We start from the raw sequence: 25,343 nt of genomic DNA, 5'->3' as shown, positions 1-25,343 counted from the left end.
ATGGAGCCATGCCGAGCCCCGACCGTGATCTCTCGCCCGAAGAGGCGGAGAACATCGCGCGTCACGCGCGCGAGGGGCGCCTCGACACGGGTGACCCCGAGATCCGGCGCGTCGTCTCGCGCGCCAACCGCGAGGATGTGCGCAACTCGCTGTGGGGCGACATGCCCGTCGCCAACCGCCGCTGGCTGCTGTTCGGCGGCATCGCGTTCGTCGCACTGTGGGTGGTCGGGCTCGCGGTGCCGCTGCTGCTCACGTTCGGCTCTCGGTGAGCGGGCGCTCCTTCACGAGCGCGCGCACCAGCAGCACGATGCCGATGACGACGGCGGCCATGACCGCGGCGACGATGACCGGCGGCAGGGCGAGTTCGGGCACCAGCAGCGCCGAGCGGAAGATGCTGGAGCCGTAGGCGAGCAGGTCGTCTCCGGAGCGGAAGACGACCCGGTTGCCGAGGACGTTCGCGACCGCGGTGGTGACGGCCGGCGCGATCCAGAGCATCGCGAGCGCGACGATCGTCGAGATGATGCGCCCGACGGTGTTGACGCCCGTCCACGCGATGGCGAGGCCGGTGAGCACCGGGGCGACCCACGGCAGGAGCCACGCCAGCTCCGAGAACGGGCCGCGGAAGAACCCGGTGGCGAAGAGCAGAGTCGTCAGCCACGCCGTGGTCCCGATCGCGCCGATCGTGAGTCCGATCAGGGCGCCCGCGCGGGGGGCGGATGCGATGAGCAGCGTCACCATCACACCGACGAGGATCGACAGGATCGTGCCGGTCAGCAGGCCGACGACGTACATGGCGGACTCGAACCGGTCCTGCAGGCCCTCGCGCAGCACCATCGTGGCCTGCACCGTCGCCCAGCCCTGCACGCCCAGCACGCCGAGTTCGAGCAGGAAGACGCCGACACCGCGCAGGCGCAGCGCACGCCCCAGGATGCCGGCGAGCGCGGCGCCGACGACGAGGAACGAGAAGATCTGGACCACGTTGTTCTGGCTGAGCGGCAGCATCGCGAGCGGCATCATGAAGGGCGCCGTGTCGGCGGCCCACAGGTCCTGGGCCGGCAGGCGGGCGCCGGTCAGCACCCACGGCCCGAGGCCCACGATCGCGCCGAATACGCCGGCGGGCAGGGCGAGCAGGATCGCCCACCAGCGCTGCGCGTCGGGGTCGCGCTCGGCCTTCTTCGGGGCGCCGTCGGCGGGCGCGGGCTCGGGCTCTGCCGGCGGCGCGCCGTTCTCGGGGGCGGTCTGCGACGGCGGGAGCGGGAGGGTGTCGTAGCTGTCCGTCTGCTCCCGGGCGGTGGTGAGACCGAGGGCGGCGAATTCGGGGTCGTCGGCCGGCAGAGGCTCGAGGCGGACCGTGTCGAATGCATCCGTGCTGACGGGCTGCGAGGCGAGGATCACGGTGTCGTTCGCATCGGTGTCCTCGGCCGCGGGCGTGATGCGAACCGTGTCGTCCGAGCCGGAGGTGTCGGGTCCGGGCGCCGGCCGGACGGCGTCCGCGGCCTCGGTCGTCCCGGCATCCGCGCCCGTGTCTGCGCCGCCGTCCGTGCCGCCCGGATCGTCCGCGGCGGGTTCCGGGGTGGGGTGCTCGTTGTCGGTGCTGCGGTCCATGCGGGCATCTCCTGCGCGGGCGACATTGCTTCGGGTGCCGCCAGCCTAGGGGAGCGGATGCGCGATCCGGTGCGACATTCTGCGCTCTCACGCAACCCCCGGCTCCTCGTCACGTCGCGGGCCTATCATCGCCGCCGTGGCCACACCTGACACACTCACCTCGCGCGACCGCTTCCGCCCCGACATCCAGGGGCTCCGGGCGTTCGCGGTCGGCGCCGTCCTGCTGTACCACGCGGGCGTCCCGTTCCTGCCGGGCGGGTACGTCGGCGTCGACGTCTTCTTCGTCATCTCGGGGTTCCTGATCACCGGGCACCTCCTCGACCAGTTCGCGCGGCACGGCCGCATCCGCTTCGGCGAGTTCTATGCGCGTCGCGCTCGCCGCATCCTGCCGGCGTCGTTCGTCGTGCTGGTGGGGACGGTGCTCGCGGCGCTCGTGTGGTTCCCGCCGCTGCTCATGCAGGAGGTGTGGCGCGGAGCGGTCGCCACCGCCCTGTACGTGCCGAACTACCTCTTCGCCGTCGACGGCACGGACTACCTGGCGGACTCGGCGCCCTCGCTGTTCCAGCACTACTGGTCGCTCGGGGTCGAGGAGCAGTTCTATCTGGTGTGGCCGGCGCTGCTGGCGCTCGGCTGGGCGGTCCTCCGGTCGCGCCGGGCGCTGTTCGCGATCCTCGTCGTCGTGGTCGTCGGATCGTTCGTGTGGTGCCTGGTCGCGACGGGGCAGTCGCAGTCGTGGGCGTTCTTCTCCCTGCCGACGCGGGCGTGGGAGCTCGGCGTGGGCGGGCTCGTCGCGTTCGCCGTGGCGCGGGGATGGCGGATGCGGTCGCCGCTGGCCGCTGCGGCGCTCGGGTGGGCCGGGCTCGCGGTGATGACGGCATCCGCGGTCTGGTTCTCGTCGTCGACGGTGTTCCCGGGCCCGTGGGCGCTGATGCCGGTGCTCGGCACGGCGGCGGTGATCCTCGGCGGCGCGACGCCGGCGCGGTTCGGCCCGTCGGGCGTGCTGTCGATGCGCGGGATGCTGTTCGTCGGCGAGATCTCGTACTCGCTGTACCTCGTGCACTGGCCGGCGCTCACGCTGCCGCAGATCGCGACGCCCGACGAGCTGCCCCTGTGGGTGACGCTCGGGATCGCCGCGGCGTGCGTGCCGGCCGCATGGCTGCTCTACCGGTTCGTGGAGAACCCGCTGCGTCGCTCGCGCGTGCTCGCTCGGCCCCGGCGGGCTCTGATCGGGGCGGCGGCCGGGTCGCTCGCATGTCTGGTGGTCGCGACGGGCGCTTCGGCGTACGCGGACTCGCGTGAGCTGAGCGTAGAGGAGACGGTTCCGGCGACGCAGATCGAACAGGCCCCCGAGGGGACCGACATCGTGCCCGAGAACCTCGAGCCGTCGCTGCGGGAGGCCGACGAGAGTCTGCCCGAGATCTTCGACGACGGCTGCAACCAGGGTGTGTCCGACACCGATACCGAAGGCTGCGTCTACGGCGACCCCGAGGCGCCCCGCATCGTCCTGTTCGGCGACTCGCACGCGGCGCACTGGTTCCCGGCCGTCGAGGCCGTCGCCGAGGAGCAGGGGTACGCGGTCGAGGTGCACACGAAGAGCTCGTGCCCGGCGGCATCCGTCCCCGTCATGCGCGACGGGGTGGCGTACGAGACGTGCGAGCCGTGGCGGGACGACGTGATCTCGCGGCTGAACGAGGAGAAGCCCGCCCTGGTGCTGCTCGTGAGCTACGGCGCGACGCCGGTGCAGCCGGGTGTCGACGACGACGTGCAGACGTGGGCCGAGGGGCTCGGCGAGACCCTCGACGCGCTGGAGGCGCCGACCGCGGTCATCGCCGACACCCCGGATCAGTTCGAGGACCCGTCGACGTGCCTGTCGGTGCACCTGGCGGATGCCGAGGTGTGCGGCACGCCGCGGTCCGAGGCGCTGTCGGGCCCGTCGCGCGATGCCGAGGTGGTGGCCACCGCCGAGCGGGGCGTGCCGCTCATCGACGTGAACGACTACCTGTGCGACGCGGGGTGGTGCCCGCCGATCATCGGCAACACGCTCGTGTACCGCGACTCGCACCATCTGACCGCTGTGTTCGCCGCCGAGATGGCCGAGGTGCTGGGGGAGCGGCTGGCACCGGTGCTCGCCGACGCGGGCTCGGGTCGCTGAGGGCGCTCCCGTGCGGCGCCGGCGGCCCGGCGGGCGGCGGCGCGGGGCCTCACTCCCGGAGCAGGCGTCGGACGACCTCGCGGGTGCGCGCGTGGATGCCTGGGGCTTGGCTCTCGCGGGGGCCGGCGACGTTGAGCTCGCGGCATCCGACGGTTTCGAGCCAGGCCGTGACCGGGGCGAGGTCGTCGTCGGCGAGCGTGAGCACGGGGCGCCCGAGCCGGAGCGCGGCCTGCCGCGTGAGGTCGGTGCCGGGCGAATGCCATGCCTCCGCGGGGACGACGATCAGGGTCGCGTCGGCGTCGCGCACGTTGCGGATCGTCCGGTCGGCCGGGTCGTCGGTGTCGGTCTCGGTCAACTCCGGGTACGCGGCGCGCACACCCGGGGGATCGGGCGCGTCCTCGGCCCATCCGCCGCGCGGGCACCAGCCGGTGATCGGGATGCCGGCATCGCGCGCGGCGTCCAGCGCGCCGCGATCGGCCCCGGTCTGGCCGCCGCTGCGGATCCGCTCGATGGTCGGCACGGCTTGGCGATCGGCGTGGATCGAGATCGGTGCGCGGCGCCGATCAGCCCTCGTAGCCGATCAGCCACGTGACGCCGAAGCGGTCGGCGACCTGCCCGTCGTGGTCGCCCCACGGGCGCAGCTGCAGCGGGTCGATGACGGTGCCGCCGTCCGACAGTGCGGCGAACCATCCGCCGAGCGTGTCGGGCTCGGCCGTGCCGAGGAGGGAGAACATGACGCCCTCGAGCTTGAGGGGCGTGTCGCCCGGCCCGGCATCGGCTGCGAACAGGGTCACGGGGCCGTTCAGCATGCCGTGCGCGATCGCGTCGGCGGGGCCGTCGTCGCGCCCGAAGTCGCCGTAGGTGTTGAGGACGAGGTCGCCGCCGAACACGTCCCGATAGAACGTGAGCGCGGCGCGCGCGGTGCCGGGGAAGTGCAGATACGGCGTCAGTCCGGTCATGGCACCCAACCTAGGGGCGACCGCCGACAGGCGGGAGGGGGGTCCGGCGGCTCGCGGGCCTACGCGTCGGCCCGCAGCTCGGTCATGATCGTCGCCCAGCGCAGCAGGAACGCCGGCTCGTCGAGCCGGCGCCGGCGCATCCACGAGGTGACCTCGTCGTTGCACTTGCTCGCGTTGCACGACCGGCACGCGGGCACGACGTTCTCGAGCGTGTAGCGCCCGCCGCGCGAGATCGGCAGGACGCAGTCCTTCTGCAGCGCCGCGCCGTCGCCACCGCAGTACGCGCAGCATGCCCACGCGTCGAGGATGCGGCGCCAGTCGGCATCCGTCAGGTCGCTCCCGGATGCCGCGACCCGGCGAGACCGGCGTCGCGCCGCCCGCGCCTTGCGGGTCTGTCGAACGGCCATGCTCGCACGCTACCGGGAGCGGACGCGGGAGCCGCGGCACCGCGCCCGGACATCGCCGGCGGCGTATCAGATCGCGCCGCGCCGCGCTCTTCATCGGTGTGGCTGGGGCGGTCCCATGCCACGTCGACTCAGCCTCTGGGGGGACTGACATGTCAGACGTCGAACACCACGGAATGAAGAAGCTCGAGGGGATCGGGCGCTTCTATCACCACCACGACCACACGGCCGGCGGGCAGCGCGACGACCGTTTCGGACGCATGTTCCCGAACCTGCCGGCCGCGTACGTGCCGGCGCACATCCTGAGCGACATCGGCAAGAGCAAGGGCCCGATGGACGGCAAGTCGCTGAACGACCGGACCGACTCGGTCGCCGCCGGCGTCATCTTCTTCGGGCAGTTCGTCGATCACGACATCACGCTCGACACCACCACCACGTTCGACTCGGTGATCGATCAGCCCGGCGAGATCGCGAACGTGCGCACGCCGGTGCTCGACCTCGACTGCATCTACGGCAGCGGGCCCGAGGCGCAGCCGTACATGTACGACCAGGCGGGCGCCTCCGCGGGAGCGAAGCTGCTCACCGGCGCCGACAACCCCGGCCAGGGCGGGCAGTTCGCCGAGGACCTGCTGCGCGGTCCGAACGGCCGCGCGATGATCGGCGACCCGCGCAACGACGAGAACCGCGTCGTCAGCCAGCTGCAGCTCGCGATCATCCGGTTCCACAACCATGTGTGCGACACCCTGCACGCCGAAGAGGGGTACGCGGGCAGCGAGCTGTACGAGCACGCTCGCCGCGTGTGCACGTGGCACTACCAGTGGGCCGTGGTCAACGACCTGCTCACGGCGGTGTGCGGCAAGCCGGTGGTCGATCGGATCCTCGGGAGCGGCAGGAAGCACTACCGCCCGGACGTCCCCTACATCCCCGTCGAGTTCTCGGTGGCGGCGTACCGCTTCGGGCACTCGATGATCCCGATGAAGGTCCAGGTGCAGCAGGGCGCGAGCGATCTCGAACTGTTCGGTCCGACGCTGGGACGCGGCTTCGCTCCGCTGAGCAATCCGGCGGGCATCGTCGACTGGGACGAACTGATCGACACGCCCGCGGCGCACTCCGTGGCGCGAGCACAGAAGCTCGACACGAAGCTCGCGGGCGATCTGCTCAAGCTCCCGTTCGTGACGACGGGCGAGGCGTCGCTGGCGACGCGCAACCTGCTGCGGGGGAACGCGTTCAAGCTGCCGGGCGGCGAGCAGGTGGCCGAGGCGATGGCGTGCGACCCGGCGCAGATCGAGAAGGTGACGAAGAAGGTGGCAACGCTCAGCCCGAAGCTGTCCGAATACGGCATCCCGCTGTGGCTCTACATCCTCGCCGAGGCGGAGGTGATCGGCCGCGCCGAGCCGGACGGCAGCACCAAGGAGGGCGAGGGGCTGGGGCCGGTCGGCGCCACCATCGTCGCCGAGACGATCATCGGGCTGCTCGAGCTCGACGACACCTCGTTCCTCGGGGCGAACCGGAACTGGGGCCCGCGCGAGGAGTGGAACACGCTGGGCAAGATCTGCACCGTCTGACCGGCTGACCGGCTGCGGCCCGCGGGTCGCATCGCGACGGCGACGCGCGGCGCCGCTCGGTTCGAGAGGCCGGCGGCGCCGCCTGGCGCGCGCCCTCCGGCGGCCCCGTGCCGTCGCGACGCGCCCTCCGGCGGCCCCGCGCCGTCGCGACGCGCATAGTGTGGAGGCGCAGGCGAGAGGAGCACCCATGTCCGCACGCATCCTGATCATCGGCGGCCACGGCAAGGTCGCGCTGCTGCTCGAACCGCTGCTGGCCGAGCGCGGCGACATCGTGACGGCGGTGATCCGCAATCCCGAGCACACGTCCGATGTCGAGGCGACCGGGGCGACCGCGGCGGTCGCCGACGTCGAGTCGATGGACGTCGACCAGCTCGCGGAGCTGATGCGCGGGCACGATGTCGTGGTGTGGTCCGCGGGCGCGGGCGGAGGAAACCCGGCGCGCACCTACGCCGTGGACCGGGATGCCGCGGTCCGCTCGATGGACGCCGCCGCGGCCGCCGGTGTGGACCGCTACGTCATGGTGTCGTACTTCGGAGCGCGGCCCGACCACGGCGTGCCGCCCGGGCATTCGTTCTTCGCGTACGCCGAGGCGAAGGCGGCGGCGGACGCGCACCTGCGCGACAGCGGCCTCGCGTGGACGATCGTCGCGCCGAGTTCCCTCACCCTCGACGCGCCCACCGGGCGTATCGATGTCGACGCCGAGAGTTCGGCGTCGGTGCCGCGCGGCGATGTGGCCGCCGTGATCGCCGCCGTCATCGCGGACGACACGACCATCCGCCGCACGATCCGCTTCAACGCGGGGGACGAGCCGATCGCCGCGGCCATCGCCGGCTGACCGTTCGAAGGAAACTGCCAGGTGTGGTCTGACCACACTTGGTAGACTGTTTCCTGTCACCTTCCCCCCAGGGTGACAGGGGGAGCCCGCCCGGCATCGTCGGCGCGTCGACTCCCTGCTCGGCCGGGCTGCGCCCGACCCGACGCCCCCTCCGACATACGTTCCAGCGTTGTCGGCCCGGTGCGCGCTGCTCCGTCGGTACGGATTGCGTCGCGAGACCGTTTCGGCCGACTGTCGGCCGTGCGCTGTGCGCACGCGGGTCATACCCGAGGGTGCGGTTCGGCCGTTCCCGCGCGACGTCCCGCGTCGTGGCGACCGCGTCGGTGCGCGTGCCGCGCGCTTCGTGACTCCCGGTACGGCGGGGCGTCACACCTTTCGATAGGTCGCCGTGATGGGGCAGTCGAACGGATCGCGTGCGGCCAGCCCGACCCGGTTCAGGTACGCGATCACGATGCCGTACGAGCGCCATAGCGATGTCTCGGCGTAGGGCACGTCGAGGTGCCGGCACTGATCGATGACGATCTCGCGGGCCTTGGCCAGGTGCGGGCGCGCCATGCTCGGGAAGAGGTGGTGCTCGATCTGGTAGTTCAGTCCGCCCATGAGCCACGTCGCCCACCAGCCGCCGCGGATGTTGCGGGAGGTGCGCACCTGCTTGCTGAAGAAGTCGAGCTTGGCGTCGGGCGCGATGACCGGCATGCCCTTGTGGTTCGGCGCGAACGAGGCGCCCATGTAGACGCCGAAGACGGCGAGCTGCACCCCCAGGAACGCGAAGGCCATGCCGAGCGGCAGGAACACGAAGACCGGCACCACGAAGATCGCGAAGCGGGCGACCAGCAGACCGAGCTCGATGAACCGGCCCTTGACCGGGTGCGGGCTGACGAGGTGCTTGACGGCGAGGAAGTGCAGATTGAGGCCCTCGAGCGTCAGCAGGGGGAAGAACAGCCATCCCTGCCGCTTCGTGATGAGGCGCCGCAGGCCGCGCGCACTCGCGGCATCCGTGTCGAGGAACGAGATCGTGTCGATCTCGATGTCGGGGTCCTTGCCGACCCGGTTCGGGTTGGCGTGATGACGCGTGTGCTTGTTCGCCCACCACGAGTAGCTCATCCCGACGACGCCGTTGCCGAGGAGGCGCGCGAGCTTGTCGTTGGCGGGGCCGGAGGCGAGGATCTGCCGGTGCGCAGCCTCGTGCGACAGGAACGCGACCTGGGTGAAGAGGATGCCGAGCGCGCCGGCCATGAGCAGCTGGAACCAGCTGTCGCCGAGCAGCACGAACCCGGTGACGACGCCGCCGAACGCGAGCGCGATCGCGATGCCGACGGAGCCGTAGAACCACGGCGTCCGCCGCATCAGGCCGGTCTCGCGAACGATCTGCGCGACGTCGGTGTACGCCCGGGTGATGGGCGGGAAGTCCTTCGTGCCGGCGTAGGTCTGACGGACGGGACCGAGCCGAGGCTCGAGGGCGGTGGAAGAGATGGGGATACCCCGGATTCGATCGTGACCGCTGTGGCCGTTGCGGAGCCAAAGGCGGGTGCCGATCGCTGGTGCCAGGCTAGGGGGTGCTGTATGGCGTGAGCGGAATATGGGTCGATTCCCAGGCTTTCCGGTGCAGTCGCTCAGGGTCGTCGATGCCGTTGGGGCGCGGTTCGGCGTCGTGCGGCCCCGGCATCCGCCCGCGCGCCTAGGCTCGAACGGTGACCATCCCGTACCGCCCCGTCGCCCTGGCGTATCGCGTGGTCGCCGTCGCGCTGATCGCGACCGGCGTCGTCCGTCTGCTCGACCTGTTCACGCCCGACCCGAGCTGGTACAAGCTGCTGTACTTCACGGGGCTGAGCAACGTGCTCGCGCTCGCGTGGATGACGGCCGTCCTCGTCGCAACCGTGGTCGACCTGGTCCGTCGCGGTCCGCGAGGGGTCTCGAATCCGTCGCCGGAGTTCCACGGCGCCGTGCTCATGGCCGTCACGGTGACGATGCTGGTGTACACGATCGTGCTCGTGCCGACCCTCGCCGACGGCGGCGGGTACGTGCCGTACACCTTCACCGACACGCTCGTCCATGTCGCGATGCCGCTGCTCGTGGTGCTCGACTGGCTACTGTTCACCCCGAAGGGGCGCATGATGTGGCGCGACCCGCTGCTGTGGGCGCTGATCCCGCTCGGGTATCTCGCGTTCGCGTTCACCTTCGGCGCGCTCGGCGGCGAGTTCGGGTCCGGTGCCCGCTACCCATACCCGTTCATGAACCTCGACACGCTCGGGTTCGGCGGGGTCGCGGTGTGGATCCTGGCGCTGACGATCGCGCTCGAGACGGTCGGGTTCGTCATCGTGGCGGTCGATCGGGCGCTCGGGCGCATCGCGCAGGGCGACGACGACCGGGGAGCGGATGCGGCACCCGACGGCACAGCCGAGCCCGACGTCCGCGTGCCCGCGTAGCTACGCCTCGAGCACCGCGAGTCCGCGGCGCCGGGCCGCGTCGGCGAGAGTCCGATCGGCGGTGGCGATCGCGGCGTCCGCGGCTTGCGCCGTGTGCACGACGACGGCATCCGGCATGCGCAGCCCTGTCGCGGCGCGCGTGCGGGCGAGGGCGAGGGCATCATGTGCGGCGAGCGGCAGGGTCGAGACCCCGAGTGCACGCAACCCGGATTCGACGCGATCGGCATCGCCCACCCGCGCCGGCCGCACGAGCACCTCGGCCAGAGTGAGGGTGCTGATCGCGAGCCGATCACCGAGGTGGTCGCGCAGCAGCGTGACGGATGCTTCGTGGTGCGCATCCGCTCGGTCGAGCAGCGCGATCGCGACGCTCGCATCGAGGACGATCACTCGGGCCACTCGCGTCGCAGGCTCTCGCGGTAGTCCTCGGGGAAGTCGCCCGTCATGCTGCCGCTCAGCGCGGCGAGCGCCGCACGCCGACGCGTGAGCTCTTCGGCGCCGCAGGCGTTCAGGCTCTCGTGGCCGCGTGCGATCAGACGTCGCAGCAGCGCGGCGCGATCGTCGCGGAGCTCGGGCCATTGACGGGATGCCGCGTCCAGCGCGCGCGCCACGTCGTCCGTCTCGGTGACGGTGTGACGTGGACGTGTGGTCGGCATGCGGGGAGTGTAGCACCGGATGAGCGAGTGCGGCACCGGTGCGATCGGCCGCGGTGAAGGCATTCCGTCGATGCCGGCGGCAACCGGACCGGACCTGACCGCCGGTGTCTCCCGGCATGATGATGCCCATGAGCATTCCCGCCCCCGACCTGGCCGTCCCCGCACGGGTGCGGCGGCTCGCGGGTGACGCCGAGCTGGTGCCGGCCTGGCGCAACGACTACGGCGGGCTGACGTTCCAGGCGGCGGATGCCGCCGGTATCCGCTTCATCAAGTACGGCCCGCACGATCCCGAGACGAGCATGGCCGACGAGGCTGAGCGGCTGCGCTGGGCGGCGCGGTTCACGCCCGTGCCGCGGGTGCTCGAGGCCGGGAGCGACGCCACGCACGAGTGGCTCGTGACCGTGGGCCTGCAGGGCGAAAGCGCGGTGTCGCCCCGCTGGATCGCGGACCCCGCCACGGCCGTGCGCGCGATCGGCGCGGGTCTGCGCGCGCTGCACGACAGCCTGCCGGTCGGCGAGTGCCCGTTCCAGTGGGGTGTGGAACAGAGGATCGCGGATGCCGCCGCCCGCGGCATCCAGGTGCCCGACGACGTGCGCTCTCCGCCGTCGGTCGACCGCCTGGTGGTGTGCCACGGCGACGCGTGCGCGCCCAACACGCTCATCTCGGATGCCGGCGCCTGGACAGCGCACGTCGATCTCGGCGCGCTCGGCGTCGGCGACCGGTGGGCCGACATCGCGGTGGCCGCGCTCAGCACCGGCTGGAACTACGGCCCCGGGTGGGAGGAGGCGCTGGTCGCGGCCTACGGCGTGCCGTTCGACGCGGTGCGGATGCGGTACTACCAGCGGCTGTGGGAGGCGACGTAGGGCCGGGCCGAGATCGGGTTTCGGCTCGAGCACGCGCGCCGATCGATCAGGTCGAGGGCGCCTGCCAACCGACGCCGAGTCCGCGTGCAGCCTCGGCCAGCCGTCGATCTCTCGTCCACAGTGACGTGCCGGGTGTGAGCGTCGCCGAGGCGAGCAGGTGTGCGTCGACGGCGCTGAGCCCGCGGCCGGCGAGGTCGCGGGATTCGATGAATGCCAGGAGTTCCGCATCCGTCGCGCCGGCCGCGCGCGGCATCCGGTGCAGGTGTTCGATCACCTCGTCGCGGTGGGCGATCCTCCCGAGGGCGAGCTCGGCGATCACGAGCGGATGCACGCAGACGTTGTTCGCGTGGAGGAGTGTTTCCAGCACGGGCTCGCTGCGGTGCAGGTGATCGATCCAGACCGCGGTGTCGACGAGGATCACGCGACGTCGGGGCGTGCGCGGGGAGCCGCCGCGGCGCTCGGATCGGAGCCGCCGAGCAGGGCCAGCCGGCGCGCGCTCTCCTGCTGCACGAGCGCCTCGAATGCTCGTCGGACGAGGGTCGAGCGCTCGCTGATCCCCGTGAGAGCGGCGGCCCGGGCGATCAGTTCGTCGTCGATGGTGACGGTGGTGCGCATCTCATCACCTCCTCGAGTATGCATCAATGAGTGCATCATATGGTGTTCCCTCGTATGCCCAACAGTCTCGTTCGACAACTGCTTCCGATGCCCATGACGGTGGCAGATCGCGCGGGCGCGTAGGCGGTTGCCGACGATTCCGGTCAGGCGCCATTCATCCGAAGGATTGGGGAGGAGCGGGGGCGCGCCCTGGGTCACCGGCGGTGGATGAGATCCTCGAGCACGGTCCGCCCAACCCTGTCGCCCGACACGAGCGCGCCCTGGATCGACGCGGTGTCGCGGTGGTCGCCCGCCACGTACACGCGGTCGGCGACGCGGGCGGGATGCCTCAGGCGCAACGGCGGGCGCTGCGCGGGCAGCGCGTGGGGGATGTCGTCCCGGCGCAGCAGGCGCCAGCCGGCGGCATCCGCTCCCCAGATCTCGGTCAGGTGGGCGCGCACCTGCGGCTCGGTCGGTGTGGCAGGAGACCCGGCCGGTAGCAGGCACGTCGCCTCGACGAGGTGATGGCCCTGCGGCGCGTACGACGGCGCCGTGCGCGACATGACCACGGTGTTCACGACGGGTCCGCGCCGCCGCCCGTCGACCGACAGCAGCGCGGATGCTGGTGCCGCGCCGTCCGCGTCGAACCACCAGGTCTGCAGCCCGCGCGTCTCGGGCGTGGGCACATCGACCAGCGACGCGACGGCTTCGGGGCCGACCGCGACCACGGCGGCCCCGGCGCGGAGGGTGTCGCCGCCGTCGACGGCGACCTCGACCGTCCGGCCGCGGGTGGTCACCGCGGTGACCCGCGCGCCGAGGCGGATGCGTGCTCCCGCGGCTTCCGCGCCGGCTGCGAGTTGGGCCGGCAGCGCGCCGATGCCGCGTGCGGGCACGCCGGGTCGTCCGAGCGCGAACATGCGGACCAGCAGCCGCACGAACGCGTCGGAGGTCGCGCCGGTGTCGTCGGCGAGGACCCCCGCGAGGAACGGCTCGAGCACCTTGTGGCGGAGCGGTCCGCGCAGACCGACGGCATCCCATGCCTCGCGGAGCATGCGATCGGAACCCCTCTTGACGGCCTTCGGTCGCAGCAGCGCGGGCGCCGCCCAGCGGGCGAGGGCGACGGCATCCGCGGGCCGGACGAGCCCGCTGTGCAGCGTGGGCACGATCGACGCGGGATGTCGCAACGGATGGCCGAGCAGGGCGACCCCGTCTTCGCGTCGCACACGAACGCCGACCGGGAACGAGCGCAGGTCGAGCGCGTCGATGTCGACGAAGCGGCGCACGGCGGGGTAGGCGGGGTTCAGCACCTGGAACCCGCGATCGAGCAGGAACCCGTCGACCTCATCGGTGCGCTGCCGCCCGCCGACAGCATCCTCCGCCTCGAGCACGACGACATCGCGGCCGGCGCCTGCCAGGTGGGTCGCGCAGCGCAGTCCCGCGAGCCCGGCGCCGACGACGATCACGTCGGCGGAGTCCATACCCGCCACGATAGGGGCGGGGCGCACGGGCCGGTGCGGCATCCGCACCATTCATGCGAGGCGTGTGCGCTCAGCCCTCGAACATGAGGCTGAGCGACCAGGGCGTCGCGTTCGCCAGCGTGTCGGCGAGCGTCCGCGCGTGAGCTCGCGCCGCATCCAGCCCGGCGGTCGCGTGCACGTCGATCGCGAGCGGCGGTGGCTCGCCGAACTTCGGGATCTCGATCTGCGCCCACACGCCGTCGGCGAGCGGGACCGTGGGCGTCGGTGTGCCCGCGCCCACGATGCGCGAGCCGACGGCCGTCGCGATCGTGTCGAGCGCGACGAGCTTGTCCACGGCATCCGCGGCGACGATCGTCGCCACGCCCGTGTCGGTGCGATCCGCCTGCATGCGGCTAGTCAACCACCCACCGGGGTGCCGGGGCCGGCTACCCGGGAACACGGCAGCCCGGGCCGACCCCTGCGGATCGTCCCGGGCTGCCGCTTCGAAGATCAGAGCGGGCGGATGTTCGCCGCCTGCATGCCCTTGGGGCCACGCTCGGCGTCGAATTCGACCTTCTGGTTCTCCTCGAGGTTCTTGAACCCCGAGCCGGTGATCGCGGAGAAGTGCGCGAAGAGGTCGGCCGAGCCGTCATCGGGAGCGATGAAGCCGTAGCCCTTCTCGGTGTTGAACCATTTCACGGTGCCAGTGGCCATCGTGTCTTTCCTTTTTCTGCTGGGGCCGCGCGAGCGGCCGGGGGTGCCGTTCCGACGTGTGCGGAGCGGACGATTGAGGTGCGCGGGGCGCGCAGGGGTGGGGGCCTTGCGGGTGACGGATGCCGCGACCGCCCGGAAGGCGAGGTCGCGGGTCTCGTGAAGCCCCAGGTCGGAGCCGACGGCGCCGTGGGCTTCGTACCCGTCGGGGGTGACGGCGACGAAGCCGGCGTACTCGCCGGCGGCCGTCCCCACGTACACGTCGTGGTCGGCCTGTCGCCACTCGAGCGCGGGCGCGGTCGGACGAACGGAATCGGATGCTGTGAGAGTCAAGAGTCTTTCTGGGGCGCACTTCTGCGCCGCGGCGGTGCGGCGATGCGCGCGAATCGAGTGATGAATGTGGAACCGTTCAGTGAGACGGTCGGGCGTCAGGCGTTCTGCAGGTCCACGATGAGGCAGAGGGTAAAGACGCATGCGTACCCGAATGGGTCCCCATAAGGCTAGCAGTCCGGCAGGGGTGGATGCTGGGAACGGCGGGCTCGAGAGGGTGCGGGCTCGGGTCGGAACCCCGGAGTCCGCCCGATGCCTCGGATATTGTGAACGCACCGTTCTCTATCTAGGCTGGACGGATGACCGACTCCCCGTGCATTCCCCTCTCCGACCTCACCGCCGCCGATCTCGCGGTCGCGGGCGGAAAGGGCGCGAACCTGGGGGAGCTCGTGCGCGCGGGCTTCGCGGTGCCCGACGGGTTCGTCGTCACGACCGACGCGTATCGGAAGGCCGTGGCCGCGGTCGCCGACCCCTCGCTTGACGCGGTGCTCGGCCCCGAGGTTCCGGACGCGGTGCGCGACGGCATCCTGGCCTCGTACTCCGCCCTCGGCGGCGGCCGGGTGGCGGTGCGGTCCAGCGCGACGGCGGAGGACCTGCCGGGGGCCGCGTTCGCCGGCCAGCAGGACACGTTCCTCGGCATCGAGGGCGAGGCGCAGCTGCTCGACGCCGTCCGGAAGTGCTGGGCGTCCCTCTGGACCGAGCGTGCGATCGCGTACCGAGCCCGCCTCGGCATCGACGACGCTTCGGTCGCGATCGCGGTGGTCGTGCAGCGGATGGTGCCCGCCGATCTCGCGGGCGTCATGTTCACCGCCGACCCCGTAACCGGCGCGCGCGATCGCATCGTGATCGACTCGAACCCGGGCCTCGGCGAGGCGGTCGTCGCGGGTCTCGTGACTCCCGACCACGCCGTGCTCGGGTCCGACGGCACGGTGCTCGAGCGGCGGGCCGGGCGAGCCGAGACCGTGATCCGCGAGAGCGAGGCGGGCGGCACCGAGACTGTCGAGGGGGCGGATGCCGCACGCCTCACCGACGCGCAGCTCGCGCGCCTGGCGGGTCAGGGTCGGCGCATCGCCGCGCACTTCGGGCGTCCGCAGGACATCGAGTGGGCTGTCGTCGACGACCGGATCTCGATCCTGCAGGCCCGCCCGATGACGGCGCTGCCGCCCGCGCCGCGAAAGCTCACGCGCCGGCAGCGGATCACCGGCCCGGTGATCCTCGAGCTCGTGCCGCGCCGTCCGGATCCGATGGAGATGAGCGCGTGGGTCGACCCGAACGTGGGTCCGCACGTCGAGGGCCTGGTCGGCGGCATCGCCGGTGCGCGGTTCTCGCTGAAGGACGTGCTGCCGGTGAAGGACGCCGTCGTGCAGGAGTTCATCCCGCCGAACCCCGAGCCGACGCCGCGCGTCCCGAAGCGGCTCCTGCGGACGATCGGCCGGCTGGGTCGCGACCCGCGCGCGTGGGCGACGGACCCGCGCCTCGCGCAGTATCAGGCGGATGTGGCTGCTCTCGCCGCGATCGACGTCGAGAAGGCGTCGTGGTCGGAGCTTCTCGGCATCCCCGAGCGCGCCGGCCGCATCGATGACGTCATGACGGATCTGCGCGTCGAGTACCTGCCCGCCGCGGGCGGTGCGATGGTGCGCCTGCGGATGCTGCTGACGCTGCTCGGCCGGAAGGACCGCTTCTCGGCGCTCATCCTCGACGCGCAGACGCAGACGCAGGCGGCGAACACCGCGCTCGCCGGTATCGCCGACCTGATTCGCGAGGATCCCGACCTCGCCGCCCGCGCACGCGGGCTCGACGGCGCGGCGCTCGCCGATCTGATCGCGACCGACCCGGCGGCCGGGCCCGTCCGCGAGGCGCTGGAGGACTTCCTCGACCGGTACGGCCATCGAGAGACGGCGAGCGTGCTGCTGCCGAAGGACCCGACGTGGGCCGAGGCGCCCGAGACCTTGCTGTCGCTGGTCGCGGTGCTGCTCGACGATGACGTCGATCGCCGCCCCGACCCCGACGCCGCGTCTTCGGCACTCGACGCGGTGCTGCGGCATCCGCTCATCCGGCGCACGCATTCCGAGGACCGCGTGCGGCGCCTCGTGCACAAGGCGTCGGCGGGCGTGACCGTGCGTGAGGACACGCACTTCGAGCTGACCCGGACGATGCCGGTCGTGCGCACGGCGGTGCTCGAACTCGGCCGACGACTGGCGGATGCCGGGGCCATCGCCGACCCCGAGGACATCTGGCTGCTGACCCTCGAGGACCTGCGCGGCCTCGCCGGTCCCGACGACCCGCGCGGCGATCTCGCGGCCATCGTCGAGCGCCGGCGCTCTGCTTTCGCCGAGCTCGCGGCATCCCCGCTGATCGCCCCGACGACGCTGTACCCGAAGATGGCGGCGGCGTCGGTCGAGGGGGCGCTTGCGAGCGGTGTCGGCGGGGGCGGCGGCCGGGCTTCCGGCCCGGTGCGGGTCGTGAACGGGCCGGACGAGTTCGCGACGCTGCAGGCCGGTGAGGTGCTGGTGTGCCCCGCGACGAACCCGTCGTGGACGCCGCTGTTCGCGCGTGCCGCCGCGGTCGTCGTCGACAACGGAGGCCTCGCCTCGCACGCGGCGATCGTGGCCCGCGAGTACGGGATCGCCGCGGTGATGGGCACGGGCAACGGCACGGGCGTGCTCGAGACGGGAACGCGCGTGACGGTCGACGGCGACCTGGGGGTTGTCTTCGCGGAGGCCGACGGTGACTCCCGGCACTGACCACCGCAGTCGCCCCCGTCGCCGAGGTGCAGCGCTCGAGGACGCGATCATCGCCGCGGCGATCGATGAGCTCGCCGAGGTCGGCTACTCGGCGATGACGATGGATGCCGTCGCGCGTCGCGCGGGTGCGGGCAAGTTCTCGCTCTACCGGCGGTGGCCCGGCAAGGCGGAGCTGGTGCGCGAGGCGGCGTATCGCCTGGTCGGCGACCCCGTGCTGCCGCCCGAACCGAGCACGCTGCGCGAGGATCTGCTGGCGGCGTTCCGGTTCATGGCCGAGCAGATGCAGGGGCCGGCCGGCGAAGCGCTGCGGGGGATCGTGTCGGAGTCGCTGCAGGATGCCGAAGCCCCGACGGTCGCCGACAGCTCCCGCGGCAGCAGCCAGCGCGTGCTGCGCGAGATCCTGTCGCGCGCCGTCGCACGTGGTGAGCCGGTCGATCCCGAGGTCTCACCGATCCGAATGCAGGCGCCCGTCGCGCTGATCCAGCACCGGTTCCTGGCCGGCGGCGGCGCGATCGACGACGAGTTCCTCGTGAGCGTCGTCGACGAGGTCGCGGTGCCGCTGCTGACGCGGTGACTGTGCTCCGACGTGTGCTCACTGCGTCATGCCAACCGCCGGGGGAGCCGCACACTACTGCGCAGTCGTGCTCGCCTCACGCCAACGCAACGGGTCGAGGTCAGAAGGGCGCGGGGTCGAACTCGGCGTCCGTGGCGAAGTGGACGCCGGATGCGGGGTGGGACGGGTATCGGTGGCCGGTCGGGCTCGTCCACTCGAGGATGCCGCCGGGTTGCTGGACGACGGTCCAGGGTGTGTGGTGTTTGAGGGTGTGGTGCCTTCGACACAGGTGTGCGAGGTTGCCGACGTCGGTGGGTCCGCCGAGTGCCCAGTCGCGGGTGTGGTCGAGGTCGCTGCGGGTGGTGGATTGGCGGCATCCGGGGAAGCGGCAGTGTTGGTCGCGGACGGCGAGGTGTCGCCGCATTCTCTTGGTGGGTTCGTAGCGGTCGACGGTGAGGACGGTGCCGGAGATGGGGTGGGTGAGGATGCGGTCCCATCCGGGTGCTCCGGCGGTGAGTTCTCGGGCGGTGTCGGGGTCGATCGGCCCGTGGCCGGTGAGGGTGACGGCGTCGAACGGGTCGTCGACGGGGGAGTCGAGGAGGGTGAGGACCGGGACGGTGACCTGCACGGTCGCGCGGATCGCGCCGAGGCCGGTTTCGCGGGTTCCGACGTGCGCGGCGGGGTCGGAGGCGAGGAGCAGGTCGGCGAGGATGTCGACGCGGAGTGCGTCGAGGGTGCGGCGGGCGGCGGCGAGGTCGTCGGCGGAGGTGCGGGCCTGGGTGGCGCGTTCCCGTGCATCGTCGGCGTGCAGCCGCGCCCGCTCGGGCGCGCTCGGCGCGACAGCATTGTCGTCACGCATGCCGGTATGCGCTGGCGCCTGTGTGTCGATGCCGGCATCCGCCTCGTGGCCTTCCGCAGCACCCGCACGGTTCTGCGGAGAGGCGTCAGATTCCTGCGCCGACGCGTCACTGCCGCCGGCCGAGGCGTCGCGTGCGTTCGCTGCCGCGCCGCGCGTCGCTGCCTCGCTGCGTTCCGCCGCCGCGGCCGCACGCTCCGCGGCCTTCGCCTCACGTTCGGCCTCCGCCGCCGCGGCTTTGGCGTCGGCGAGCGCCTGAGCGTCGGCATCCGCCACGTCGCGGGCCATCCGGGTGACGCGGTCGTAGATGCCGTGGATGACGACTGCCGGGCCGACGACCTCGAGCGCGGCCATGCCGTCGTCGAGGTCATGCACCCGCACCGACCGCTGGGCCGCAGCGGCGGCGTGGCGTTCGCGGATGGTCTCGTCGAGGAACCACTGCGCGCGACGCTTCGCGACCGGACGCAGCCGCGACGCGGACTCGGCCTCGGCGTAGGGGAGGATGGTCTGCTCGTACTCGGCGAGCAGTTCGGGCTGGTGGATGCGGTCGGCGGCTTCGGCGATGACGCGCGCGTGCGCGAGCGAGATGCGCCCCCGCTCGAGGGACGCGACCGTCTCGGGGAACCGGGTGACCAGTCGTTCCGCGTCGCCGAGCTGCCGCTGCACGGTTCGGTCGGAGACCCGCAGGGCAGAGGCGAGGTCGGCCGCCACCGACCGGTGCGCGAGCTCGGCGTCGGAGCGGGTCGCCGCCGCATCCGCCCACTCCTGCGCGATGGCACTCGCCTCAGCGAGCGCCCGCACCTCACGAGCCTGCAGCGCGGCGATCTGCGCACGGATCTCGACGACCTCGGAGAGCACCGGCCGCAACCGCGCGGCCGCGACCTCAGCGGGTGCGGCATCCGAGTTCGTCATGGCTCCATCATCGCAGGGGGTTCGGACATTGTTTCGAATGTCTGACGGTAGCCAGTGAGCGGTGGTGTCTACTCCTCCGGGACCTCCACGGTGCAGCGGATGCCGGGAGCGGCGGCGATGCGGGCATCGAAGGTCAGCAAGGGGCAATCGAGCGCTTCCGCCAGGGCGACGTAGACGGCGTCGTAGGGGGTGAGACTCGCGCGCAGGTCGAGCGCGCGACCGATGAGCAGCGACGACGGATGTCGTTGCAGTCGCATCCGTGCGAGGTCGGCGACCGCGCGCTCCAACCGTCGATCGTCCAGTCGACCCGCGTGGGCCAGTCCCCGCAGTGCCGAGGCGACCTCGACATCGGCGATGTCGGGGACGGCCAGGTCCTCCTCGGCGAGTCTCGCCCGCACAGCCGCGGCGCGGTCGGAGCCCGCCAGCGCGTCGACGAGCACCGACGCGTCGACGACGATCACGGCATCCGCTCGCGTCCGCGCCGGATCGCGTCGACGATGTCGGCCCGGTCGAGATCGATGCCGTCGTCACGGGCCTCGATCTCGGCGAACAGCTCTGCCAAGGTCGGCCGTGCGGCCAGTTTGGCGAGTTCGATCGACAGGAACTGCTGCAGCGATCGTCCCTCTCGCTCGGCCCGCGCGAGCAGTGCGGCGTGCACCTGCGGATCGAGGTCGCGGATGAGCACGTTCGGCATGCTTTCATTATGCATGCACATCTACTCCTCGGTCAGAAGAAGTGGTGAGTGGCACGCGAAGCACGACGTTCCTGTCGCCGGCCCTGCAGAGCGGTTCGCGCGAGCTGGCGCAGGGTCGGAGGCACCGACCACGCGCCGTTGACATCGCGAGCGAGGCCGAAGATCGACAGCAGCTGGATGAGGTCCGAGGCCTCGCGCAGGAACACCGGCTCGTTGCGACCCGACGCCGTCTCGAGATCAGCGCTGCTCGGAGCGGCCGTGGTCATCCGTCGCTCGCTTCTCCAGCCGAGTGGTCCGGCGAGTTCGCGGTGGTCGACGTTTCGCTCGGCGAGCGTCATGGAACCGTCGCTGGTGGCAGCGCGGGCGGCGTGCTCGATCGCCGCGTCGACGACGTCATGCCACGTCGCACCGCCGATCCGCGGGCAATCGCACCGGTGATCGCATCCGTCCCACTCGTCGTCGAAGTGACCCACCCAACCTCGGCTGTGCGCGTCATCGATGATCGCGAAGGCATCCGCGGCACGGCTGAACCCGATCGCGGGATCCGCGGCGCTGCCGTCGGCGATGGCGAGAAGCACGAGTGACTGGGCGTGGTGGTCGCGGCAGATCGGGGCGCGGAGCACGGCATCCGCAAGCAGGTTCCACAGCGTCGAGGGATCGCCCAGCGCCTTGCAGACGGCCTTCTTCGTGATGATCCGCCCGCTCCGCACGTACATGAACCGAAGGCTGCGGGCCGCCTGGAAGAGCGCGGCCACGTGGCGTGGGTCGGTGTCGAGGCGCTCGGCACCCTCGTCGGCCGTGGCCGAGTAGATGCCGCCGTCCGCGAGCGGCACGCCGGGCCCGGTCGCCGCCGTCAGCACCCAGGTCAGCTCTCGCAGCAGATGCGCGGCCTCGTCGGCGGTCACGACGGCCGGGAGCTCGAGTCCGGCAGACGCGATGTGCGTCCGGAGGCCCGCTCGCGCGTCGTGCGGCAGCGAGGCGACGAGCATCTCGAGCGGCCCCGCATACGACGGCATCCGCTCCTCGTCCATCACGCTCGCGATCGCGTCCTGAGCGGCCGCCGGTTCGAACTGCTCCGGGTCATAGGCTGCCCAGGGCCCGACGGCGGCGGCGAGGCTCGCGCGAAGCGCCGGCGAGCACGGGTGCTCTGCGTCGTCGAGCACGGCGAGGAGCACTTCATGGTGGAAGGGGCTCCGCGAGCAGGTGAGAGGTGCCGCGCGCTCGCCGCGAAGGATGCGGACGGCAGGGTGCTCGGCCGGGACGACATCGTCCCGGCCGGGGGCGATGTGGACGGCGAACTCCGGGTCGCACGTGTGCGCGAAGACCAGCGGCTCGCCGGATCTCAGCACGCTTCGGATGCGGGCCGTCGCTTCGTCGACCAGTGTCGGATCCCGCAGGTCGATGAGCGTCCGGCGGTCGCCCCAGCGCCGACGCAGGGGGGACCACCGAAGACTGCCCGGCGACGAGGCGAACACGTGGCGTTCGCAGAGCGGTCCCCGGAAGAGGGCGGGGATGACGCGGGCCAGATCGGCGAGCGTGAGGTCCTGATCGATCGCGACCTCGCGGACGATGGCGGGGTCGTGGTCGGCGAGGGTCAGCTCGAGATGGATCACGTGACGGACGGCGGCTGTCGGCATGCGTCGACCGTAGGAAGCCGCGGGTGCGCCGAACGGTGGCGCCGTCTTCCTGTGCAGAGTTCGCAGCAGCCGGCCGGCTGGGGAGGACGCGGCGTCCGCCCCGGGCCATTGCGGGCGTCGCACCCTGCCCATACAGCAGCGGGCGGCGGAGCGAGATCCGCTCCGCCGCCCGCGGTGCCGCGTCCGCGGCGACGTGCGTCAGTCCTACTTGAACGCGTCCTTGACGTCGTCGGCGGCCTGCTTCAGGTTCGCCTTCGTCTGGTCGGCCTCGCCCTCGCGCTCGAGGTCCTTGTCGTCGGTCGCCTCGCCCCACTTCTCCTTCGCCTTGCCGGCGGCTTCTTCTGCGTGGTGCTTGATGTCGTCGTCCATACCCATGTCGTGCTCCTTCCGTGGGTGAACACCCATCACACGACAGGTCGGGCGATCCGGCCAGGGGCTGGAATCCCACGCCCAGGCGTGATAGCGCCGGGAGCGGATGCCGGTGCCCACCCGTCCCAGCGCGAACCGAACGCTCCGCCGGCGAAGTGTGAGGATGGAACCGTGATCGCCGTGTTCCACCGACCTCCGTCGCGAGGCCGCCTCGCCGTCGGCATCCGCTCCGTTCGTCGGGTGTCGCCCCCGGTTTCGGCGGACCGCCGGTGACGGGGCAGTCCGGGGCGACCCGTCGCATCACGCTGACGCTCACCCGACCGTGGTTCGCGCTGTACATCGGCGTCCGCCCGACCGTCGTGGTCGAGGGTCGCGGCAATCCGGTGCAGTGGGGCGTCGGCACGTGGCAGCTGCCCGCCGATCGCACGGCGACCATCGGCGTGTTCCTCTTCAACAGGGTGTGGCGCTTCGGTCAGGCCGACCTCGTTCTCGAACCCGATGATCCGCCCGCGGTGACGTACCGGGCGCCGGCACTCCCGTTCGGCCGAGGACGGATGCGTGTGACCCCCGAGGACCGCGCCGCAGGCTGAGCAGCATCCGCTCGTTCTCCCGGGCCCGACCGGCGCTCTACGATCGCAACGTGCAGGCAGTCAGCTACGACGCGTACGGGTCCGAGCCCTCGCTGGTCGAGGTCGCAGACCCGGTGTGCCCCGACGACGGCGTCGTGATCGAGGTGCGCGCGACCGGGGTGTGCCGCTCCGACTGGCACGCGTGGCGCGGGCACGACCCCGTGCCGCTGCCGCAGATCCCCGGCCACGAGTTCGCCGGAGTGGTCGCCGAGGTCGGCCCGAGCGTGACGACGGTCCGCATCGGCGACCGCGTCACCGTGCCGTTCGTCTGCGGCTGCGGAACGTGCGAGTGGTGTGTCGCCGGCGACGCGCAGATCTGCCCCGCTCAGCAGCAGCCCGGCTTCACGATGCCCGGCTCGTTCGCGGAACGGGTCGCGATCCCCGCCGCCGACTTCAACATCGTGCACCTGGCCGACGGCCTCGGATTCGTCGCCGCGGCGTCGCTCGGCTGCCGGTTCGCGACGGCGTACCGCGCCCTCACCGTCCACGGCGCGGTGCGTGCGGGGGAGTGGGTCTCGGTCTACGGATGCGGCGGCGTCGGCCTCTCGGCCGTGATGATCGCGTCCGCGCTCGGCGCCCGCGTCATCGCCGTCGACCGCTCGCCGGCGGCGCTGAGCCTGGCGCAGGAGTTCGGCGCCGAGGTGACCCTGGAAGCGGCCGACGACACCCCATCGCGCATCATCGAACTGACCGGTGGCGGCGCTGCGGTCTCGCTCGACGCGGTCGGCTCGGCCGAGACGGCGGTCGCGTCGATCTCGTCCCTGCGCCCCCGCGGGCGGCACGTGCAGGTCGGCCTGCTGCTGGGAGCGGATGCCGCACCCGCCGTCCCCATGGGCCAGGTGATCGCGAAGGAGCTCGAGATCCACGGCTCGCACGGCATGGCCGCGCGCGACTACGCCGGGATGCTCGAGCTCGTCGCATCCGGTGCCGTTCGCCCCGAGCGGCTGGTGGGCGACGTCATCGGCCTGGCGGATGCCGGTGCCGCGCTCGCCGCGATGGACGCGCCCGCGCCAGGGCGGGGGATGACGGTCATCGAGTTCTCGCCGTCGGCCCCGCCATGGGACTTTGGTCCCACATAAATGGTCTGACCACAGGCGTAGGCTGTCATCAACAAGTCGCCCCCAGGGCGACACACAAAGAGGAAGATCCAGACGGTCGCCGCTGGAGAGTCGGCGGAAACGCCCGCGCAGACATGCTCCGTTCCATGAAGGACATTCGTGCACCAGCGTCGGAGCCGGCATCCGAAATGTGGCCGCGGTGGCCGTCGGACTTCCTCGAACCGGGAGCGCGGAGGATCGTCACCCAGCGCACCCGCGAATCCGGCCGGGCCCGAACGATGACAGTTCGGACCCGGCCGGACCTCTGTGCCGTGACTCTCGCCGCTCGCGCGGTTGGAGCCTGATCATGCAGCCCATGCCTGCGGGCTGCATGCGGTCCACCGCGCCGTGAGACCATCGGGCATGGGCACGATCCGCGCGCTGTGGGGATCGTCGCACCCGGGGCCGACGCTGGTGGTCACCGCGCTCGCGCTCGCGCTGGGGTGGGCGGCCGGACTCGACCCCGCGCGCATCGCGCTGCTCGCGGTCGCCGTCTTCGCCGGACAGCTCTCGGTCGGCATCTCCAACGACGCCATCGACGCGCCGCGCGATCGCCGCACGGCGCGCCGGGACAAGCCGATCGCGCGCGGCGACGTCTCGCTCCGGGTCGTCTGGGCGGCCGCCTTCCTCCTGCTCGTGGCCGCGCTCGCCGTCTCGGCGGTCCTCGGATGGCGGATGCTGGCCGCGCACGCGCTCGCGCTCGGCTCGGCGTGGGCCTACAACGCCGGGCTGAAGTCGACCCCCGCCTCGATCGTGCCGTTCCTGGTGAGCTTCGGGATCTTCCCCAGTCTCGCGACGCTCTCCGCCGCGGAGCCCGTCTTCGCGCCGCTGTGGGCGTGGATCGCGGGTGCGGCTCTCGGTGCCGCCATCCACCTCACCAATGTTCTCCCCGACCTCGACGACGACGCCGTCACCGGGGTGCGCGGGCTTCCTCACCGTTGGGGCCCGCGCGCGTCGACCGTCGTCGCCGCCGCGGCGGTCGTCGCCGGAGCGGCCGCCGTGCTGATCGGCTCCGCGGGCGGTGACCTCTCGGCGATCACGCCGGTCTCGTGGGTGTTCTTCGCGGCCGTCACCGCGGTGGCGGCCGCCACGGTGGTCCTGGTAATCCTGCGCTCGCCGTCGCGAACGCTCTTCCGGCTCGTGATGCTCGCCGGTCTCCTGCTGGCCGCGCAGCTCGTCGCCACCGGCAGCGCGCTCGTCGGCTGAGGGCGCGCACGCGCCGCTCACGTGTCGGCTGAAGGCGGCAGCACGCGCCGCTCACGCGTCGGCTGAAGCCCACGCACCGCGCTCAAGCGTCG

General features: G+C 72.0%; 28 protein-coding genes. 11 read left to right on the top strand and 17 right to left on the bottom strand.

The window, feature by feature from the left end:
* The first annotated feature begins 8 nt into the window (after positions 1 to 8).
* Complete coding sequence (locus tag HD594_RS15470) at positions 9 to 269, top strand: hypothetical protein (RefSeq protein WP_184751799.1); 261 nt, start codon at positions 9 to 11, stop codon at positions 267 to 269.
* Here the strand turns inward: HD594_RS15470 and HD594_RS15465 are convergent.
* On the bottom strand, positions 250 to 1,605 hold the full coding sequence (locus HD594_RS15465) for a hypothetical protein (RefSeq protein WP_184751797.1): 1,356 nt from the start codon (positions 1,603 to 1,605) through the stop codon (positions 250 to 252). The two genes, HD594_RS15470 and HD594_RS15465, sit on opposite strands and share 20 nt — an antisense overlap.
* 136 nt (positions 1,606 to 1,741) lie before the next feature.
* On the opposite strand from HD594_RS15465, the gene HD594_RS15460 reads away from it, so the two are divergent.
* The gene (locus HD594_RS15460) at positions 1,742 to 3,757 is read left to right on the top strand and encodes an acyltransferase family protein (protein ID WP_184751795.1); all 2,016 of its coding nucleotides are present in this window, start codon (positions 1,742 to 1,744) and stop codon (positions 3,755 to 3,757) included.
* A 49-nt stretch (positions 3,758 to 3,806) separates the two neighbouring features.
* Here the strand turns inward: HD594_RS15460 and HD594_RS15455 are convergent, their stop codons facing one another.
* The 3 genes from HD594_RS15455 to HD594_RS15445 are packed head-to-tail and all read right to left on the bottom strand — an operon-like array spanning position 3,807 to position 5,123.
* A complete protein-coding gene (locus HD594_RS15455; protein WP_221446645.1) occupies positions 3,807 to 4,277 on the bottom strand; it encodes a putative molybdenum carrier protein in 471 nt (156 codons plus the stop codon).
* Between the two features lie 43 nt (positions 4,278 to 4,320).
* Positions 4,321 to 4,716 carry a VOC family protein gene (locus tag HD594_RS15450; protein WP_184751793.1) on the bottom strand — a complete coding sequence of 132 codons (396 nt, stop codon included), beginning with the start codon at positions 4,714 to 4,716 and terminating at the stop codon, positions 4,321 to 4,323.
* A 59-nt stretch (positions 4,717 to 4,775) separates the two neighbouring features.
* A complete protein-coding gene (locus HD594_RS15445) occupies positions 4,776 to 5,123 on the bottom strand; it encodes an HNH endonuclease (RefSeq protein WP_184751792.1) in 348 nt (115 codons plus the stop codon).
* 149 nt (positions 5,124 to 5,272) lie between these two features.
* On the opposite strand from HD594_RS15445, the gene HD594_RS15440 reads away from it, so the two are divergent.
* Together HD594_RS15440 and HD594_RS15435 are read left to right on the top strand one after the other, a co-directional pair.
* Complete coding sequence (locus tag HD594_RS15440) at positions 5,273 to 6,685, top strand: peroxidase family protein (protein ID WP_221446644.1); 1,413 nt, start codon at positions 5,273 to 5,275, stop codon at positions 6,683 to 6,685.
* Positions 6,686 to 6,872: 187 nt separating this feature from the next.
* A complete protein-coding gene (locus tag HD594_RS15435; protein WP_184751791.1) occupies positions 6,873 to 7,520 on the top strand; it encodes an NAD(P)H-binding protein in 648 nt (215 codons plus the stop codon).
* A gap of 366 nt (positions 7,521 to 7,886) precedes the next feature.
* Here HD594_RS15435 and HD594_RS15430 read toward each other — a convergent pair whose 3' ends face one another.
* Positions 7,887 to 8,867, bottom strand: a complete 981-nt coding sequence (locus tag HD594_RS15430; protein WP_246414070.1) for a fatty acid desaturase family protein — start codon at positions 8,865 to 8,867, stop codon at positions 7,887 to 7,889.
* 344 nt (positions 8,868 to 9,211) lie between these two features.
* Between HD594_RS15430 and HD594_RS15425 the strand changes: the two genes are divergently transcribed.
* Positions 9,212 to 9,946: a Pr6Pr family membrane protein gene (locus HD594_RS15425; protein WP_184751790.1), complete on the top strand. Its 735-nt coding sequence runs from the start codon at positions 9,212 to 9,214 to the stop codon at positions 9,944 to 9,946.
* Here HD594_RS15425 and HD594_RS15420 read toward each other — a convergent pair whose 3' ends face one another.
* Entirely contained in the window at positions 9,947 to 10,333 is a 387-nt protein-coding gene (locus tag HD594_RS15420; protein WP_184751789.1) for a PIN domain-containing protein, read from the bottom strand.
* Positions 10,330 to 10,599: a hypothetical protein gene (locus HD594_RS15415; RefSeq protein ID WP_184751788.1), complete on the bottom strand. Its 270-nt coding sequence runs from the start codon at positions 10,597 to 10,599 to the stop codon at positions 10,330 to 10,332. Before HD594_RS15415 ends, HD594_RS15420 begins: the two co-directional genes overlap by 4 nt.
* Positions 10,600 to 10,727: 128 nt before the next feature.
* On the opposite strand from HD594_RS15415, the gene HD594_RS15410 reads away from it, so the two are divergent.
* Positions 10,728 to 11,462, top strand: coding sequence for an aminoglycoside 3'-phosphotransferase (locus HD594_RS15410; RefSeq protein WP_184751787.1), 735 nt, complete (start codon positions 10,728 to 10,730; stop codon positions 11,460 to 11,462).
* Positions 11,463 to 11,508: 46 nt separating this feature from the next.
* Here HD594_RS15410 and HD594_RS15405 read toward each other — a convergent pair whose 3' ends face one another.
* The 5 genes from HD594_RS15405 to HD594_RS15385 form a co-directional block, all read right to left on the bottom strand.
* Positions 11,509 to 11,883 (bottom strand): type II toxin-antitoxin system VapC family toxin, encoded by a 375-nt coding sequence (locus HD594_RS15405; RefSeq protein WP_184751785.1) that lies wholly within the window; start codon positions 11,881 to 11,883, stop codon positions 11,509 to 11,511.
* Positions 11,880 to 12,077, bottom strand: a complete 198-nt coding sequence (locus HD594_RS15400; RefSeq protein ID WP_184751783.1) for a type II toxin-antitoxin system VapB family antitoxin — start codon at positions 12,075 to 12,077, stop codon at positions 11,880 to 11,882. The genes HD594_RS15405 and HD594_RS15400 overlap by 4 nt, the downstream gene beginning before the upstream one ends.
* A gap of 194 nt (positions 12,078 to 12,271) precedes the next feature.
* Complete coding sequence (locus tag HD594_RS15395) at positions 12,272 to 13,534, bottom strand: NAD(P)/FAD-dependent oxidoreductase (RefSeq protein WP_184751781.1); 1,263 nt, start codon at positions 13,532 to 13,534, stop codon at positions 12,272 to 12,274.
* Positions 13,535 to 13,604: 70 nt separating this feature from the next.
* Positions 13,605 to 13,922, bottom strand: coding sequence for a hypothetical protein (locus HD594_RS15390; RefSeq protein ID WP_184751779.1), 318 nt, complete (start codon positions 13,920 to 13,922; stop codon positions 13,605 to 13,607).
* Between the two features lie 101 nt (positions 13,923 to 14,023).
* On the bottom strand, positions 14,024 to 14,227 hold the full coding sequence (locus HD594_RS15385; protein WP_184752936.1) for a cold-shock protein: 204 nt from the start codon (positions 14,225 to 14,227) through the stop codon (positions 14,024 to 14,026).
* 626 nt (positions 14,228 to 14,853) lie between these two features.
* Here HD594_RS15385 and HD594_RS15380 point away from each other — a divergent pair.
* Entirely contained in the window at positions 14,854 to 17,298 is a 2,445-nt protein-coding gene (locus HD594_RS15380) for a PEP/pyruvate-binding domain-containing protein (protein WP_184751777.1), read from the top strand.
* Positions 17,282 to 17,872: a TetR/AcrR family transcriptional regulator gene (locus tag HD594_RS15375; RefSeq protein WP_184751775.1), complete on the top strand. Its 591-nt coding sequence runs from the start codon at positions 17,282 to 17,284 to the stop codon at positions 17,870 to 17,872. The genes HD594_RS15380 and HD594_RS15375 overlap by 17 nt, the downstream gene beginning before the upstream one ends.
* A 100-nt stretch (positions 17,873 to 17,972) precedes the next feature.
* Here the strand turns inward: HD594_RS15375 and HD594_RS15370 are convergent, their stop codons facing one another.
* The 5 genes from HD594_RS15370 to HD594_RS15350 all read right to left on the bottom strand — a co-directional run bounded on the left by HD594_RS15370 (position 17,973) and on the right by HD594_RS15350 (position 22,325).
* Positions 17,973 to 19,619 carry an HNH endonuclease signature motif containing protein gene (locus tag HD594_RS15370; protein WP_184751774.1) on the bottom strand — a complete coding sequence of 549 codons (1,647 nt, stop codon included), beginning with the start codon at positions 19,617 to 19,619 and terminating at the stop codon, positions 17,973 to 17,975.
* Between the two features lie 68 nt (positions 19,620 to 19,687).
* A complete protein-coding gene (locus HD594_RS15365; RefSeq protein ID WP_184751773.1) occupies positions 19,688 to 20,080 on the bottom strand; it encodes a type II toxin-antitoxin system VapC family toxin in 393 nt (130 codons plus the stop codon).
* Positions 20,077 to 20,313: a FitA-like ribbon-helix-helix domain-containing protein gene (locus tag HD594_RS15360; protein WP_184751772.1), complete on the bottom strand. Its 237-nt coding sequence runs from the start codon at positions 20,311 to 20,313 to the stop codon at positions 20,077 to 20,079. The genes HD594_RS15365 and HD594_RS15360 overlap by 4 nt, the downstream gene beginning before the upstream one ends.
* A gap of 32 nt (positions 20,314 to 20,345) precedes the next feature.
* Positions 20,346 to 21,950, bottom strand: coding sequence for an IS1096 element passenger TnpR family protein (locus HD594_RS15355; protein ID WP_184751771.1), 1,605 nt, complete (start codon positions 21,948 to 21,950; stop codon positions 20,346 to 20,348).
* Between the two features lie 204 nt (positions 21,951 to 22,154).
* Positions 22,155 to 22,325: a CsbD family protein gene (locus tag HD594_RS15350; RefSeq protein WP_184751770.1), complete on the bottom strand. Its 171-nt coding sequence runs from the start codon at positions 22,323 to 22,325 to the stop codon at positions 22,155 to 22,157.
* A gap of 263 nt (positions 22,326 to 22,588) precedes the next feature.
* Between HD594_RS15350 and HD594_RS15345 the strand changes: the two genes are divergently transcribed.
* From HD594_RS15345 to HD594_RS15335, 3 genes are all read left to right on the top strand, one after another.
* On the top strand, positions 22,589 to 22,909 hold the full coding sequence (locus HD594_RS15345) for a hypothetical protein (RefSeq protein WP_184751769.1): 321 nt from the start codon (positions 22,589 to 22,591) through the stop codon (positions 22,907 to 22,909).
* A 50-nt stretch (positions 22,910 to 22,959) separates the two neighbouring features.
* A complete protein-coding gene (locus HD594_RS15340; RefSeq protein WP_184751768.1) occupies positions 22,960 to 24,027 on the top strand; it encodes a zinc-dependent alcohol dehydrogenase family protein in 1,068 nt (355 codons plus the stop codon).
* A 381-nt stretch (positions 24,028 to 24,408) separates the two neighbouring features.
* On the top strand, positions 24,409 to 25,251 hold the full coding sequence (locus HD594_RS15335) for a UbiA family prenyltransferase (protein ID WP_184751767.1): 843 nt from the start codon (positions 24,409 to 24,411) through the stop codon (positions 25,249 to 25,251).
* Positions 25,252 to 25,343 lie beyond the last annotated feature (92 nt).

This window comes from Microbacterium thalassium, assembly GCF_014208045.1.
Classification (GTDB): domain Bacteria; phylum Actinomycetota; class Actinomycetes; order Actinomycetales; family Microbacteriaceae; genus Microbacterium; species Microbacterium thalassium.
This window is presented reverse-complemented; position numbering and strand designations above follow the sequence as displayed.